The sequence below is a fragment of the Microbacterium dauci genome (assembly GCF_030065535.1).
Classification (GTDB): Bacteria; Actinomycetota; Actinomycetes; order Actinomycetales; family Microbacteriaceae; genus Microbacterium; species Microbacterium dauci.
Map to the genome: position 1 here is coordinate 17,180 of NZ_JASJND010000002.1, position 15,216 is coordinate 32,395.

A 15,216-nucleotide genomic window follows, 5' to 3' on the forward strand; every position below is an offset into this window, starting at 1 on the left:
GTACTGGACACCTCATCGTGCCGCCCAACATGCTAGCGACGGCACCTGAACGTCGGCCGAACACACCCGCTGCCGTTGTCGTTTCGTGACATTCCGGCACCCGTCCTCGCTCCAGACGAGTGTCCCATATGCCTTGCTAGATTTGTGGGGTGACAGCTCTGCCACCGCCGCCCCCGCCCCTGGGCTCCGCAGCCGAAGCGGCGGAGGCGCGCGCGAAGTTGGCGATCGCCGACCTGCCCTCGGTCCCGGTCGTCCCGGAGAAGCCCGCTCTGCCCGCAGATGTCGCGGCGTCGAGTTGGCATATCGAGGACGACGAGCCGGTGGAGCCTGCACCCGTCGAAGAGGTCGCACCTGTCGAAGAGGTCGCACCTGTCGAAGAGGTCGCACCTGTCGAAGAGCCCACGCCCGTCGAAGCGGCGGCACCCGTCGAAGCGGTCGCACCTGTCGAGGAAGATCCGCTCGAGGAGCCCGAACCGGAGCCGGTGGACGAGGACACGGCGGACACGGACGATGGTGTCGTCGAAGTCGCCGATTTCGACCAGTGGCTCGATGCCATCGGATCCGCCGACGCCGAAGAGGTCGCCGTCGTCGAGGAGCCGATCGTCGAGGAGACCGACTCGGGGGAGCTGGTCTCGGCCGAGCCTGCCATCGAGGTGGCGGCTGCCGATGACGTCGACGTGGACGTCCCTGTCGTGGCGGCGGAGGCCGACGACGAGCACGCGCTCACCGAGGAGGCGATGGTCGTCTCGGACCTGGGGCCGGAGCCGATCCCCGACCTCGATGGGTTCCTCGCACCGATCGGGGAGACCGATGCGGACGTGGGCCTCCGGCTGCGCGGGGTGACGAAGTCGTTCGGGCAGACGCGAGCGGTCGACGCGATCGACCTCGAGATCCCGACCGGTTCGTTCTTCGGGCTCGTCGGACCGAACGGCGCCGGAAAGACGACGACGCTCTCGATGATCGCAGGGCTCCTCCGACCGGACGGCGGAACGATCGAGATCGTCGGTGTCGACCTCGGGCGCGACCCGCGTGCGGCCAAAGCACTGATGGGCGTCTTGCCCGATCGGCTCCGCACCTTCGACCGACTCTCCGGTCGCCAGCTCCTGCACTATTACGGGGTGCTCCGCGGGCTCCGGCCCGCCGTCGCGGCCGAGCGCACCGCCGATCTCGCGCAGGCATTCGATCTGTCCTCTGCGCTGAGCCGCCCGGTGTCGGACTACTCGGCCGGAATGACCAAGAAGCTCCTCCTCGCGGGGGCCATGATCCACGCGCCGCGACTGCTCGTCCTCGACGAACCATTCGAAGCTGTGGACCCCGTCTCGAGCGCCGCCATCCTGGACGTCCTCAGCCGGTACGTGGCATCCGGTGGCACGGTGATCCTCTCCAGCCACGGCATGGATCTCGTCGAGCGCGTGTGCGACGGCGTCGCGGTGATCGTCGCCGGCAAGGTCCTGGCGCGCGGCACGGTCGACCAGGTGCGGGGTGACCACACGCTCGCGGAGCGCTTCGTGCAGCTCGCCGGAAGCCGCAGCGACGTGGAGGGCCTCGAATGGTTGCACACGTACTCCGACTGAGGTTCGACCTCCTCATCGGTGCGCTGCGCGCGCGCCCCGCGGTACTCGTCCGACGCCTCGTCGGTCTGGTGCTCCTCTCGGTCGTCATCGTCTCGGTGTTCGCGGCGGTGTCGCGTCTGCGCGCGGCGACCGACGAGACTGCATCGACCCTGATCGTGGTGCTCGGATCGCTGTTGGTTGCCGGGTTCGCGCTCGTGCCGCTCTTCTCCGGAGCAGACGACCCACTCGACCCGCGGCGGTTCGCGACGCTGGGTGTCGAGCCCGGTCCGCTCGCATGGATCGTCCTCACCGGGTCGGTGATCGGTGTGCCAGGCCTCGCGCTCATTGCCCTCGTGGTGGCGCTCGCGCTCGCATGGTCGGGCCTCGGCGCACCTGCTGTGCTCGTGGTCCTCAGCGCGGCCCTCGGCGTCGCCACCTGCCTGCTCGCCGCACGCTGCGCGATGGCGATCGGCGCGCTGGCGCTCCGCGACCGCCGAACGCCTCAGCTGACCGGCGTCCTCATCGTCGCGGCATCCGTCATCGTGATCCCGGCGTGCGTCTTCCTCTTCTCGTTGGAGTGGGGCGACGGTGTCCCGACCTCGCTCGTCGAGGCGGCGTCGGCACTCGCGATCAGCCCGCTCGGCGCCGTCTGGGCGATGCCCCTGCGCGCCGACGATGATCTGGTGCGCTCGATCGTCGTCGCGGTGGTTACCGTCGGCGGGCTCGCGGTGCTGTGGCACTGGCTCGTGCGCCGTGCGCTCACGACCACCCAACGCCCGGTGCCGGTCCGCGAGCGTCGCGGCCTCGGGTGGTTCGCCGTCATGCCCGGGCTGCCCGGCGGCGCCATCGCGGCGCGGAGCGTCGTCTACTGGTTCGCCGACCCCCGCCACCTCGCGAACATCGTCATCATCCCGATAGCCTCGCTCCTCGTCATGGCGCCCCTCCTCATCGTCGGTGTGCCGCTCGAGATCGTCGTGCTCGTTCCGGCGCCGCTCATGGCCCTCTTCTTCGGTTGGGTCGCGCACAACGACCTCGCGTACGACGGGACGGCGGTCTGGCTGCACTTCGCGGCTGGCGTGCGTGGTGTCACCGATCGGCTCGGACGCCTCGCGCCCGTCGTTCTCCTGGCGGTCCCGGTGCTCGCGGCGACGATCACCGCCGCCATCTGGATCAACGGACGGTGGGCGCTGCTGCCGGCGCTGATCGGTGTCTGTGCCGCGCTCTTCGCTGCAGGCCTCGGTTTCGGTTCGATCGCCTCCGCGGCGGCGCCGTATCCGGTCGCGCGACCGGGCGACGGGCCATTCGAGCAGCCGCAGCGTACCGGCGGAGCACTGACGCAGGGACTCGTGCTCCTCGGGGCCGTTGTCGCCGCGGTGCCGGCACTCTGGTGGGGGTGGCTCACCGCCACGACGAACCAGGAGTACGCCTGGACGGCGCTCTGGGGCGGGGTCGCCATCGGCGGCGGCATCCTCATCGCCGGTGTCGTCGTCGGTGGCGCCGTGTACGACCGCCGGGCGAGCCGGCTCATGGAGTTCGCCGAAACGATGTGATCGGGCCACGGTGGCCGGGGCCCGATTACACTCAGGGGCATGAGCACGCCGATCGACAGCCCCGACCAGGGCGGCCTCAGCCTCCTCGACCGCGAGCTCGAGGAGCTCATCCGTGAGGAGAACATCGAGCCCGGCGATCACGAGCGCTTCTCGCACTACGTGAAGAAGGACAAGATCCTCGAGTCGGCGATCACCGGCAAGCCGGTGCGTGCGCTCTGCGGCAAGAAGTGGACCCCCGGTCGCGACCCCGAGAAGTTCCCGGTGTGCCCGACCTGCAAGGAGATCTACGCCTCGATGTCCTCGTAGGTCGTCGGGAGCGCCGGGTCGGCCTTGCTGAGGGCCAATGCGGCGATCGGCAATTCCTCGCGCACCGTGAGGTGGTGTTCGCGAGCGGATGCCACACCGGCGGGGCCCTCGTACGCGGCATCCGTCTGCCCGTCCTGCACCAGCACGACCTGCAGCGCCCGCGCATCGGGACGATCGACGGCGGCCGTGGGCTGCTCGAAGCCGTCGGCGACCACCACGTGCTCCGCCGTGGCGACGCCGTTCGCCGAGCGGGTGCGGAAGGCCGTCTTGCGGCCACCGATCGACGCCTTGGAGGCCGATGCCTTCGCGACGGGGACCCACGAACCGTCGCTCGCCTGCCGGGCGACGAGTTTGTAGACCATCCCTGCGGTGGGGGAGCCGGAGCCGGTGACCACGGACGTGCCCACGCCGTAGGCGTCGACCGGCGAGGCCGCGAGCGCCGCGATCGCGAACTCGTCGAGGTCGCTCGTTACGGTGATCTTGGTGCCGGTGGCCCCGAGCTCATCGAGCTGTGCCCGAACGGATGCCGCGACGGTGGGCAGGTCGCCGGAGTCGAGGCGGACGCCGCCGAGCTCCGTCCCCGCCACCCGGATCGCGGTGGCCACGCCCTCGCGGATGTCGTACGTGTCGACCAGGAGTGTCGTGTCGGTGCCGAGCGCCGCGATCTGGCTGCGGAACGCATCCTCCTCGGTGTCGTGGAGGAGCGTCCACGCGTGGGCGGCGGTGCCCATCGTGGGGACGCCCCACTCGCGTCCCGCTTCGAGGTTGCTCGTCGCAGAGAAGCCCGCGATGTACGCGGCGCGGGCCGCAGCGACCGCGGAGCGCTCGGCAGCGCGACGCGAGCCCATCTCGGCGAGCGGGCGGTCGCCGGCGGCGATGCTCATGCGGGCTGCGGCTGTCGCGATCGCGGAATCGTGGTTCAGCACGCTGAGGGCGAGCGTCTCGAGGATGACGGCTTCGGCGAACGATCCCTCCACCGTCAGGATCGGCGAGCCCGGGAAGTACAGCTCGCCTTCGCGGTAGCCCGTGATCGTTCCGCTGAAGCGGTAGCCCTCGAGGAAGCGCACGGTCTCGGGGCTGACCACCGCGTGGTCGCGAAGGAAGGCGAGTTCGGCCTCGTCGAAGCGGAAGTCGCGCAGCAGTCCCAGGAGGCGGCCCGTGCCGGCGACGACGCCGAACCGACGGCCGCCGGGGAGTCTGCGACCGAACAGTTCGAAGACGCAGCGACGGTGCGCGGTGCCGTCGCGGAGCGCGGCATCCAACATCGTCAGCTCGTAGCGGTCGGTCAGCAGCGCCGTCGAGGTGCTCATGCGGTCACCCTATCCGGCGTCCGGAGTAGGCTGGTCCATCGTGACGACCGCACCCATCGGGATCTTCGACTCGGGCGTCGGCGGACTCACCGTGGCGCGGGCCGTCTCGCAGCTCCTGCCGCGCGAGTCGGTGCTCTACATCGGTGACACCGCGCGCTCGCCCTACGGCCCGAAGCCGATCGCGGACGTCCGCCGATACGGCCTCGAGATCCTGGACACGCTTGTCGAGCAGGGCGTGAAGATGCTCGTGATCGCCTGCAACACGGCATCCGCCGCCCTCCTTCGGGACGCGCGCGAGCGGTACGACGTCCCCGTCGTCGAGGTGATCGGCCCAGCCGTCCGCACGGCGGTCGCGACGACCCGCAACGGCCGGATCGGCGTCATCGGCACGGCAGGCACGATCGGCTCCGGCGTCTATCAGGACATGTTCGGCGTCGACCCCAGGCTCGAGGTGTTCGCGCAGGCATGCCCGCGGTTCGTCGATTTCGTCGAGGCGGGCATCACCGATACGCCCGATGTGTTGCGGGTCGCCGAGGAGTACCTCGCGCCGCTGCGCCATGCCGGCGTCGACACCGTCGTCCTCGGCTGCACGCACTATCCCTTCCTCGAGGGGGCCATCAGCTACGTCATGGGCCAGGGCGTCTCGCTCGTCTCCAGCGACACCGAGACCGCGAAGGACGTGTACCGCCAGCTCGTTTCGCGTGACCTGCTCGCGGGCCCCGACGCCGAACCCACCCACGTGTACGAGGCGACGGGGGCGTCGGCAGACGACTTCCTCCGCCTCGCGGACCGGCTGATGGGCCGCGGCGTCAGCGCCGTGCGCCTCGTGCAGACCGGCGCCATCGACCTCCCGAAAGGAATCTCATGAGCGACACCACGCGTGCCGACGGTCGTACCGTCGACCAGCTCCGTCCCGTCACGATCGAGCGCGGCTGGAGCGCCCACGCCGAAGGCTCGGCGCTGATCTCGTTCGGCGGCACCAAAGTGCTGTGCACGGCGTCGTTCACCAACGGCGTGCCCCGCTGGCTGACCGGCAAGGGCAAGGGCTGGGTGACGGCCGAGTACGCGATGCTCCCGCGCGCGACGAACTCGCGCAACGACCGTGAGTCGATCAAGGGCAAGGTCGGCGGACGCACCCACGAGATCTCGCGCCTCATCGGCCGCGCGCTGCGCGCCGTCGTCGACACCAAGGCACTCGGTGAGAACACGATCGTCATCGACTGCGACGTGCTGCAGGCCGACGGCGGCACCCGCACCGCGGCGATCACGGGCGCGTACGTCGCGCTGGCCGACGCGATCGAGTGGGGCCGCGCGAAGGGCTTCGTCGGCAAGAACGCGAAGGCGCTGATCGATTCCGTTTCAGCCGTGTCGGTCGGCATCATCGACGGCGAGCCGATGCTCGATCTGGCATACGTCGAGGACGTCCGCGCCGAGACCGACATGAACGTCGTCGTCACGGGCCGCGGTCTCTTCGTCGAGGTGCAGGGGACCGCCGAGGGTGCACCCTTCGACAAGCGGGAGCTCGACGCACTGCTCGAGCTCGGCGTCGCGGGCTGTGGTTCGCTCCGCGACGAGCAGACCGCTGCGCTGGCGGGATCCTGATGACGGATGCAGCGCCTCGGCGGCAGGTCGTCCTCGCGACGCACAACGCGCACAAGGTCGAGGAGTTCGGCGCGATCGTCGCAGCGACCCGACCTGACCTCGAGGTGATCGGCTACGACGGTCCCGAGCCGGTCGAGGACGGTGTGACCTTCGCCGCAAATGCGCTCATCAAGGCTCGCGCGGCCGCCGCGCACACGGGGCTCCCCGCGATGGCGGACGATTCCGGGATCAGCGTCGACGTGCTCGGCGGCTCGCCCGGCGTGTTCTCGGCGTACTGGGCCGGCCACCGCAAGGACGGCGTCGCGAACTACGAGCTGTTGCTCGACCAGCTGTCGGACATCGCCGACCCGCATCGCGCCGCGCAGTTCGTGTCGACGATCGCGCTCGTCGTGCCGGGCGGTGCGGAGCACGTCGTCGAGGGCGTGTGGCCCGGCCGGCTCGCCACGGCGCCGGCCGGGGTGAACGGCTTCGGCTACGACCCGGTCTTCCTGCCCGACGACGGCGACGGGCGCAGCGCCGCGGAGCTCACGCCCGCCGAGAAGAACGCGCTCTCGCACCGGGCGCGTGCGTTTCGAGCCTTGGTACCGCTCCTCGAAACGCTCTGAACCCCGCTGCGTGTTCGGGGCGCTGAGCCTGAGAATCGGACTCATTCCCGAGTTCGATGTCGCTCACCGAATCGGCCAGGGCGCGCCCTAGCCTCGAAGCATGCACGATCACGCGCCGAGCGGCATCCGCTCAGGGGGACCGAGGAAACTCCTCGCGATCTCCCTGACGATCACCGCGACGGTGCTCGTCGTCCAGGTCGTCGGTGCGGTGCTCACCGGATCGCTCGCGCTCCTCGCCGACGCGGGGCACATGTTCACCGACAGCTCGGCGCTGGTGGTCGCCCTCGTCGCGGCATCCGTCGCGGCGCGTCCGGCCGACGACCGGCACACCTACGGCTACCAGCGGGCCGAGGTGCTCGGCGCGCTCGTGAACGCCGTGATCCTGGTCGCGCTGTGCATCTGGATCGCCGTCGAAGCCGTTCGTCGACTGCTCGAACCGGATGCCGCCGAGGTGCAGGGGCTGCCGATGCTCGTGGTCGCGTTCATCGGCCTGTGCGCGAACGGCGTCTCGCTGTATCTGCTGAGCGCGGCGCAGCGGACGAGCATCAATGTGCGCGGCGCGTACCTCGAGGTGCTCGGGGACCTGGTCGGCTCGGTCATGGTGCTCCTTGCTGCCGGTGTGATCTGGCTCACGGGATGGATGCCGGCCGATGCGCTGGCATCGCTCGCGATCGCGGTGCTCATCGTGCCGCGAGCCGTCACGCTGCTGCGCGAGGTCGTGGCGGTGCTGGGGGAGCGCGCACCGAAGGGGACGCGGGTGCCCGACATCCGAGCGCACATTCTGCGCACCGATGGGGTGGTCGACGTCCATGACGTCCACGTCTGGCAGCTCACGCGCGGCGCGCCCGTCTTCACCGCGCACGTCGTCGTGGCCCCCGAGGTGTTCGAGGGCGATCGGGCGGGCTTGCTGCTGTCGGAGCTCCAGGGCTGTTTGTCGCGGCACTTCGACGTGGAGCACTCGACGTTCCAACTCGAGCCGGCGGGGCACGTCGAGCACGACGCGCATGCGTGAGGTTCGCGGCACGTCCGCTCGTCCTACTCCGGCCGCACGTCCTCGGGTCTGACGTCGGTGCGGATGCCGCGCCAGCGGGCGTGCCGCAGCGTGCCCGACGGTGTCGCCTCGGCGTACTCGACCTCACCGACCACCTCCGGGCGCACCCAGAGCGCGTCGGATGCCTCGACGGCACCGATGCCCACGAACGGGTTCTCGTCGCTGCGCAGCGGCTCGAAGAGCGCGCTCAACCGGGAGAGCGTCGCCTCACTGAACCCCGACCCGACGCGCCCCACGTACCGGAGGCCATCCGGTCCCGGGATACCCATGAGCAGTGAGCCGATCAAACCGTCCCGCCCGCCCTTGCCGGGACGGATGCCGCCGATGACGACGTCCTGCGTCCGCGTGAGCTTCACCTTGAGCCACTGTTCGCTGCGTGCGCCTCGGCGGTAGGTGGACCGCGGATCTTTCACGACGACGCCCTCGAGTCCGAGCGTCGCGGCCGTCGCGAGCGCGTCGTTCAGGTCGTCCGCGACCGGTGGCACGACGATGCCCGCGACGGTGTCGGCCGCCAGTCGCTCGAGCGCCTCCCGACGATCGGTCAGCTGTGTGCGCGAGGCATCGACACCATCGATCTCGAGCACATCGAACAGGAGGTACGAGACGCCGATGCGCGCGGCCTCGCGTTCGATCTCGGCGGGCCTCGTCAGGTGCATCCGGTGCTGCAGGCGGCTGAAGCTCGGGCGGCCCGCGGCATCCATCGCCACGATCTCGCCGTCAACGATGCACGGGACCGGGCCGAAGCCCGCGTCCGACGCGGTGAACTCGGGGTACCGGGCGGTGATGTCGGTGCCGCTGCGCGCGCGGAGTCGGAGGCGTTCACCGTCCCAGATTCCGATGGCGCGGATGCCGTCCCACTTGAACTCGACCCACGACCCCCACCGCTCCGCGGCGAGCCGCGCGAGCGGTGGCGTCGACGCGGTGGCCAGCATCGGCGTCGGCGGCGCGGCGGCCAGCACCGGCGCGGCGCGGCGCGGCGCGGCGTCCGTCTTCATCCGATGCAGCAACCACTGCGACTTCTCGCCGTCGCCCTCGGTGCGGATCAATGCCAGCCGCACCGATCCGAGCGGGCCGCCGTCGGCTCCGTTGAGCGTGAAGATGACCTCATCGTCGCGCCACTTCTCGAGGTCGTACGTCCCGGTGTCCCAGACGGTCATCGTGCCGGCGCCGTACTCGCCCGCAGGGATCTCGCCTGCGAAGTCGAGATAGCTCATCGGGTGCGGTTCGGTCATGACCGCAAGATGGTTCTTCTCGGTCGTTTCCGGGATGCCGCGTGGCACCGCCCAGCTCACGAGCACGCCGTCGCGCTCGAGGCGCAGGTCGTAGTGCAGCCGGCTCGCATGGTGCTCCTGCACCACGAAGCGCGCCCCGTCCGGATCGGTCGCCCCGGCGGGGGAGTCGGGGACCGGCTCGGGGGTGCGGGCCGCGTCGCGCTTCGCGATGTACGGCGCGAGCGGGCCGACCGTCGACGGTGCGAGTGCTGCGAAGAGGTCGCCGTGCATCTGCACGCGCTCGAGCACCTCGTCGAACAGCAGATGCCGGAGTGCAGGGTCGTCGAGTTCGTCCCACGTTCGTGGCGCTGCAACCGTCGGCTGCTCGCGACCACGCAATGAGTACGGCGAGATCGTGGTCTTCGAGCCGTTGTTCTGGCTCCAGTCGAGGAAGACCTTGCCGGGTCGAACGGACTTCGACATCTGACTCACGACCAGGTCGGGGTGGTCGGACTCGAGGAGCCGTGCGAGTTCCTTCGCGAAGGCGCTGATCTCGTCGCTCGACCGGCTGCCGTCGAGCGGTGCGTACAGGTGGATGCCCTTGCTGCCGCTCGTGACCGGCACCGGGTCCATGCCGAGGTCGAGGAGGATGCCGCGCGCCCAACGAGCGACCTCGGCGCACTCGGCGAGTCCGACGCCGGGCCCGGGGTCCAGATCGAGCACGAGCCGATCCGGAAATTGCCGTGCGCCGGCGGTATCGAAGCGCCACTGCGGCACGTGTAACTCGATGGACGCGACCTGTGCGAGGTACACGAGCGTCGGGAGCCGGTCGACCAGCGGGTAGTCCTTCGCACCCGACGAATGCTCGATCGGCTGGCGTGGCACCCACGCCGGTGCACCTGCTTCGAGGTGCTTCGCGAAGAACGAGTCCGCGCCTGTCCCGTCCGGCCACCGGATGCGGGTGACAGGCCTGCGGTCGAGGTGGGGGAGCAACACCGGCGCGACGCGGGTGAGGTAGTCGATGACCTCGCCCTTGGTCGTACCCGTCGAGGGGTACATCACCTTGTCGAGGTTCGTCAGCCGCAGGCGACGGCCGTCGACGACGACCTCCTGCGCACCGGGCATGGCCCCCACGATAGTGCTGGTGTCGCTGGGTAGTGCTGGGGTGTGTGACGGGTGTGTACTGGTGTGATGAGAGCGATCTGGAAAGGCGCGCTGACCTTCGGGCTCGTGAACGTCCCCGTGAAGGTCTACTCCGCGACGGAGGACCACGACGTGTCGTTGCACCAGGTGCACGCCGCCGACGGCGGTCGCATCCGGTACCAGCGCATCTGTGAGATCGACGGCGAGGTCGTGCCGTACGCCGACATCGACAAGGCGTACGACGACGGGGAGCGCACCGTCGTGCTCACCTCCGACGACTTCGCGGCGTTGCCGTCGGAGCGCAGCCGCGAGATCGAGGTCGTCGAGTTCGTCCCGACCGAGCAGATCGACCTGTTGACCCTCGACAAGGCGTACTACCTCGAACCCGACTCGAAGTCGCCCAAGGCCTACGTGCTGCTCCGTCGTACGCTCGAGCAGACCGACCGCACCGCGATCGTGCGGTTCGCGCTGCGTCAGAAGACCCGGCTCGCGGCCCTCCGGGTGCGCGGCGACGTCCTCGTGCTGCAGACGCTCCTCTGGGCAGACGAGGTGCGCGAGGTCGCGTTCCCGTCTCTCGACGAACCCGTGAAGATTTCGAGCAAGGAACTCGAGCTCTCGGCATCCCTCGTCGACAGCTTCTCGAGCGACTTCGATCCGACCGCGTTCACCGACGACTACCAGCAGGAGCTGCGAACCCTCATCGAGGCGAAGCTCGAGCAGGGCGACGCGTTTGACACCGCCGAGACCTTCGGCGCGAAGGCCGACGCCGACGGCGGCGAGGTCATCGACCTGATGGAGGCGCTCCGGGCCAGCGTCGAGAAGAGCCGCGCCGCGCGCGGTGCGTCGTCGAACGATGCCGCATCCGGAGCGAAGAGCGCCGAGAAGAAGCCGGCGAAGAAGGCCTCGAAAGCGTCCTGATCAGCGCGCGGTGTCGGCGTCGCCCCTGCGGTCGTCGAAGGCGCGCTCGTCGAGGACGAGTTCCTGCGCCTCGGCGGCATCCGTCACACCATCCGGGCCTGCGGCCATCTCGCGCTTCACCTTGCGCTTCTCGGCGAAGTAGTGCCACACGATGAAGATGATCGTCCCGACGACCGCGATGAGCAGGATGACGTCGATGTACTCGGCGACGAACGGGCCGACGCCCGGGATGAGGCTCACCAGGTAGCCGACGACCGTGAGGCCGAAGCCCCAGATCACGGCGCCGATGAGGTTGTACAGCGTGTAGCGGTGCCACGCCATCTTGCCCACGCCGGCCGCGACCGGCGCGAACGTGCGGACGATCGGCACGAAGCGGGCGAGGATGACGGTGACGCCGCCGTACCGCTCGAAGAAGGCGTTCGTGCGCTCGACGTTGCGCCGGCTGAACAGGCCGGATTCCTTGCGCTCGAAGACCGCCGGGCCGCCCTTGCGACCGATGAGGTACCCGACTTCGCCGCCGACGAACGCCGACAGTCCGATGAGGAGACCGACGATCCAGACGTTCACACCGAACACGCCGTTCGGTGCGTGGGTCTCCGGGTTCGACAGCAGGCCCGCCATGATCAGCAGGGTGTCGCCCGGCAGGAGGAAGCCGACGAGCAGACCCGTCTCGGCGAAGACGATGAAGCAGACGACGAGCAACGCCCAGGGGCCGGCGGCGTCGATGATCGTCGCGGGGTCGAGCCAGGGGATCAGAGCGAAGGAGTGCAAGGGAGTCCTCGGTGACGGCACGTGTCGCCGGTTGCGACGGTGTGGGATGCAAGGGGTGACGCAGCGGGCTGCCTCGTGCGGAAGGGGGGACTTGAACCCCCACGCCCGAAGGCACAGGAACCTAAATCCTGCGTGTCTGCCGATTTCACCACTCCCGCGAGTGAAATCAGTCTAGGCGGCGCCACGGACGGGGACTGGATGCCGATGCTGTGACACCCCTGTGGACAATTTCGATCGCGTCGCGGCGGGCGTTGCGAAGATCGCTGACCATGAGCCTCGCATCCACCCTGACGACGCCCGGCGGCCTCGCCGTCGTCGCCGAGCGCGTGCGTACGAGGCTTCGCGACGAACACGTGGATCCGGCGAACGATCCCGAGCGTGCCGCGTTCATCGCACGCGCCGAGATCCGGCGCCACAACGACTTCGCCCTGGCCCGAGGCATCGACGTCATCGACGACGAAGCGGGATCGGCGCGAGTGATCCTGTCGTCGGTCGCGGGCTTCGGTCCGGTCCAGGCGCTGCTGGACGACCCGGAGGTCGAGGAGATCTGGATCAACGCGCCCGACCGGGTGTACGTCGCGCGCGATGGTCGCAGCGAGCGTGCCCCGATCGTCCTCAGCGAGACCGCGGTACGGGATCTGGTCGAGCGGATGCTGCAGGCCACGGGTCGCCGCGTCGACCTCAGCCAACCGTTCGTCGACGCGTCGCTGCCGGACGGGTCCCGGCTGCATGTCGCGATCCCGGACGTCACCCGCCGCCATTGGGTCGTCAATATCCGGAAGTTCCTGACGCGCTATCGGGAACTCGGCGACCTGGTGCAGGCTGGCTCGCTGCCTCCCACACTCGCGGACACGCTCGCGGCGGCAATGCGTGACGGGCGGAGCGTCATCGTGTCCGGTGCGACCCACGCAGGGAAGACGACGCTCCTCGGCGCACTGATCTCGGCGGGACCGGCTGAGCACCGCGTCGTGACCGTGGAGGAGACCTTCGAACTCGTGATCGGTGCTCCCGATGTCGTCGCGATGCAGGGCCGCCAGCCGAGCCTCGAAGGCACGGGTGAGGTGACCCTCCGCCGGCTTGTCAAAGAGGCGCTCCGGATGCGTCCCGATCGCCTGGTGGTCGGCGAGGTTCGAGACGCGGAGGCGCTCGACCTGATCCTCGCCTTGAACACGGGTGTGCCGGGCGCGGCGACCGTCCACGCGAACTCCGCGACCGATGCCCTCCGCAAGCTCAGCTCCCTCCCGCTGCTCGCGGGACGAAACATCGATCGCGACTTCCTGCTCCCCGCCATCGCATCGTCGGTCGACCTCGTCGTCCATTGCGAGCGCGTCCCGGACGGCCGACGCCGCGTGACTGAGGTGGTCGCCCCGACGAGCGTGGTCGCCGGGGAGATCGAGATCCGCACGCTGTACCGGGCGGCGTCATGACCACCATGCTCGGACTCACGCTCGCAGCCGGACTGCTGCTGCTCCTCTCGCCGTGGTTGTGGGTTCGCGGGGCCGGGGCGACCCGCGTAGCAGCGCCCGGTCACATCGCGCGTGTGCTCGCGGCCGCCGGCTACAGCCACGCGACGCCGAGCCACGTCGTCGTCGTGAGCATGATCGTCGCGGCGGTCGCCGGCGCGGTGGTGTGGCTGCTCACGGCGCTGCCGGCGTTCGCTGCGGTCTCCGCGGTGGCCGGCGCCGTCGCGCCCATCACATGGTTGCGCGGGCGGGCGCGCCGCCTGCAGAAGTCGCGGCGGGCGCTGTGGCCGGACGTGTGCGACTTGCTCGTGGCATCCGTCCGCGCCGGTATGTCGTTGCCGGACGCTGTCGGTGCGCTCGGCGAGGTCGGTCCCGCCGCGCTTCGGCCGGCGTTCACCGCCTTCGCGACCGATGTCTCGGCGTCGGGCCACTTCGATTCCGGTGCACTGCGACTCAAGGCTCGACTCTCCGATCCTGTCGCCGATCGCATCATCGAAGCCCTCCGCATGGCTCGGCAGGTCGGTGGCACCGAGCTCACATCCGTGCTCCGCGCGCTGTCGTCATCGGTGCGGGCCGAAGCGGCGCTGCGTGCGGAGATCGAGGCGCGTCAATCGTGGATCCGCGGCGCGGCCGTCCTGGGTGTCGTCGCGCCGTGGGTGATCCTCGCGATGCTGGCACTGCGCCCCGAGGGCGCCGCTGCGTACGCGACGCCCGAGGGCGGCGCCGTCATCCTCATCGGCGCGGGCATTTCGGCCGTCGCCTTCCGGCTGATGGTCGGGCTCGGGCGACTGCCCGAGCCGCGGCGGTGGTTCGCATGACCGCGATCACCGACGTCGCGACCGCTGTCGTGCTGGGCGGCATCCTGGCGGCAGGATTCGTGCTGGTCGCGACCCGTGTCCCACGCCTTGCCGCACCGTCGTTGTCGAGGCGCATCGCACCCTACGTGCGCGACATCGCCGACCCCCGCGGTCTCACGCCGCTCGATCGCGCGACCGGGAGCCTGCGCGGACGCCTCGACGGACTCGTCGCCGCGCTCGGCGGCGCCGCCGGCGTGGAGCGCCGACTTCGGCAGGCGGGGATCGGTCAGGATGCCGCCTGGTTCCGGGCGCGGCAGCTCGGTTGGTTGTTGGCCGGTGCGGCGCTCGGCGGCGTGGTCGTCGTCGTCCTCGCGTTGACCGGCCGCTTCACGGCACCGGTCGCGTTGCTCCCCATCGTGGGCGGGGCGATCGGTGCGGCCCTTTCGGATCTGCGGCTCACCGTGATGGCGAAGCGGCGTCGAGCACGGGTCGAGGAGGAACTTCCGACGCTGCTCGAGTTCGTCGCGCTGTGTCTCGCTGCCGGCGAGGGCCTCCGCGACGCCTTGCGACGCGTGGGAGACATCGGCTCGGGGGAGCTGACCAGCGAGATCCGGCGTGCGGTGCTCGACAGCGGTACCGGCGCGAGCCTGTCCGATGCGTTGACCGATCTCGGCCAGCGACTGGACACGCCGTCGCTCTCCCGTTCGGTCGATCACCTCGTGGCGGCGATCGACCGGGGTGCACCGCTCGCGGCCGTGCTGCAAGCGCAGGCGGTGGACGCGCGAGAGGACGCGAAGCGGTCGCTCATCGAGCAAGCGGGACGGAAGGAGATCGCGATGCTCTTCCCGATCGTGTTCCTTCTGCTGCCGATGAGCGTGCTGTTCGCCGTGTTCCCCGGGATCGTGATGCTCCGCCTCGGTGTCGGGTGACGGCGGA

At 70.0% G+C, this 15,216-nt stretch carries 14 protein-coding genes and 1 tRNA gene; 11 read left to right on the top strand and 4 right to left on the bottom strand.

Annotated features, from left to right (window positions below; genetic code table 11):
* Positions 1–149: 149 nt before the first annotated feature.
* From QNI14_RS03570 to QNI14_RS03580, 3 genes are read left to right on the top strand one after another with little or no spacing between them, the layout of a single operon-like run.
* A complete protein-coding gene (locus QNI14_RS03570) occupies positions 150–1,574 on the top strand; it encodes an ABC transporter ATP-binding protein (protein ID WP_283714916.1) in 1,425 nt (474 codons plus the stop codon).
* Entirely contained in the window at positions 1,550–3,103 is a 1,554-nt protein-coding gene (locus QNI14_RS03575; protein ID WP_283714919.1) for a hypothetical protein, read from the top strand. The genes QNI14_RS03570 and QNI14_RS03575 overlap by 25 nt, the downstream gene beginning before the upstream one ends.
* Positions 3,104–3,142: 39 nt before the next feature.
* Positions 3,143–3,409, top strand: a complete 267-nt coding sequence (locus QNI14_RS03580; protein ID WP_283714920.1) for a DUF3039 domain-containing protein — start codon at positions 3,143–3,145, stop codon at positions 3,407–3,409.
* Here QNI14_RS03580 and QNI14_RS03585 read toward each other — a convergent pair.
* Entirely contained in the window at positions 3,388–4,719 is a 1,332-nt protein-coding gene (locus tag QNI14_RS03585) for a nicotinate phosphoribosyltransferase (RefSeq protein WP_283714921.1), read from the bottom strand. The genes QNI14_RS03580 and QNI14_RS03585 overlap by 22 nt on opposite strands.
* Before the next feature lie 40 nt (positions 4,720–4,759).
* Here QNI14_RS03585 and murI point away from each other — a divergent pair, with 40 nt between their 5' ends.
* From murI to QNI14_RS03605, 4 genes are all read left to right on the top strand, one after another.
* Positions 4,760–5,587 carry a glutamate racemase gene (murI, locus tag QNI14_RS03590; RefSeq protein WP_283714923.1) on the top strand — a complete coding sequence of 276 codons (828 nt, stop codon included), beginning with the start codon at positions 4,760–4,762 and terminating at the stop codon, positions 5,585–5,587.
* Positions 5,584–6,321 (top strand): ribonuclease PH, encoded by a 738-nt coding sequence (gene rph / locus QNI14_RS03595; RefSeq protein WP_283714924.1) that lies wholly within the window; start codon positions 5,584–5,586, stop codon positions 6,319–6,321. Before murI ends, rph begins: the two co-directional genes overlap by 4 nt.
* A complete protein-coding gene (gene rdgB / locus QNI14_RS03600; RefSeq protein ID WP_283714925.1) occupies positions 6,321–6,926 on the top strand; it encodes an RdgB/HAM1 family non-canonical purine NTP pyrophosphatase in 606 nt (201 codons plus the stop codon). The genes rph and rdgB overlap by 1 nt, the downstream gene beginning before the upstream one ends.
* 100 nt (positions 6,927–7,026) lie before the next feature.
* Positions 7,027–7,938, top strand: coding sequence for a cation diffusion facilitator family transporter (locus tag QNI14_RS03605; RefSeq protein WP_283714926.1), 912 nt, complete (start codon positions 7,027–7,029; stop codon positions 7,936–7,938).
* Positions 7,939–7,961: 23 nt separating this feature from the next.
* On the opposite strand, the gene QNI14_RS03610 is transcribed toward QNI14_RS03605, so the two are convergent.
* The gene (locus QNI14_RS03610; RefSeq protein WP_283714927.1) at positions 7,962–10,313 is read right to left on the bottom strand and encodes an ATP-dependent DNA ligase; all 2,352 of its coding nucleotides are present in this window, start codon (positions 10,311–10,313) and stop codon (positions 7,962–7,964) included.
* Positions 10,314–10,379: 66 nt separating this feature from the next.
* On the opposite strand from QNI14_RS03610, the gene ku reads away from it, so the two are divergent.
* Positions 10,380–11,249, top strand: a complete 870-nt coding sequence (ku, locus tag QNI14_RS03615) for a non-homologous end joining protein Ku (RefSeq protein WP_283714928.1) — start codon at positions 10,380–10,382, stop codon at positions 11,247–11,249.
* Here ku and QNI14_RS03620 read toward each other — a convergent pair whose 3' ends face one another.
* Both QNI14_RS03620 and QNI14_RS03625 read right to left on the bottom strand, forming a co-directional pair.
* A complete protein-coding gene (locus QNI14_RS03620) occupies positions 11,250–12,020 on the bottom strand; it encodes a DedA family protein (protein WP_283714929.1) in 771 nt (256 codons plus the stop codon).
* A 76-nt stretch (positions 12,021–12,096) separates the two neighbouring features.
* Positions 12,097–12,178: transfer RNA gene (locus tag QNI14_RS03625), tRNA-Leu, on the bottom strand.
* 111 nt (positions 12,179–12,289) lie between these two features.
* Between QNI14_RS03625 and QNI14_RS03630 the strand changes: the two genes are divergently transcribed.
* The 3 genes from QNI14_RS03630 to QNI14_RS03640 are packed head-to-tail and all read left to right on the top strand — an operon-like array spanning position 12,290 to position 15,209.
* Positions 12,290–13,447: a TadA family conjugal transfer-associated ATPase gene (locus tag QNI14_RS03630; RefSeq protein WP_283714931.1), complete on the top strand. Its 1,158-nt coding sequence runs from the start codon at positions 12,290–12,292 to the stop codon at positions 13,445–13,447.
* A complete protein-coding gene (locus QNI14_RS03635) occupies positions 13,444–14,301 on the top strand; it encodes a type II secretion system F family protein (RefSeq protein WP_283714932.1) in 858 nt (285 codons plus the stop codon). The genes QNI14_RS03630 and QNI14_RS03635 overlap by 4 nt, the downstream gene beginning before the upstream one ends.
* Entirely contained in the window at positions 14,298–15,209 is a 912-nt protein-coding gene (locus QNI14_RS03640) for a type II secretion system F family protein (RefSeq protein ID WP_283714933.1), read from the top strand. Before QNI14_RS03635 ends, QNI14_RS03640 begins: the two co-directional genes overlap by 4 nt.
* Positions 15,210–15,216: the final 7 nt, after the last annotated feature.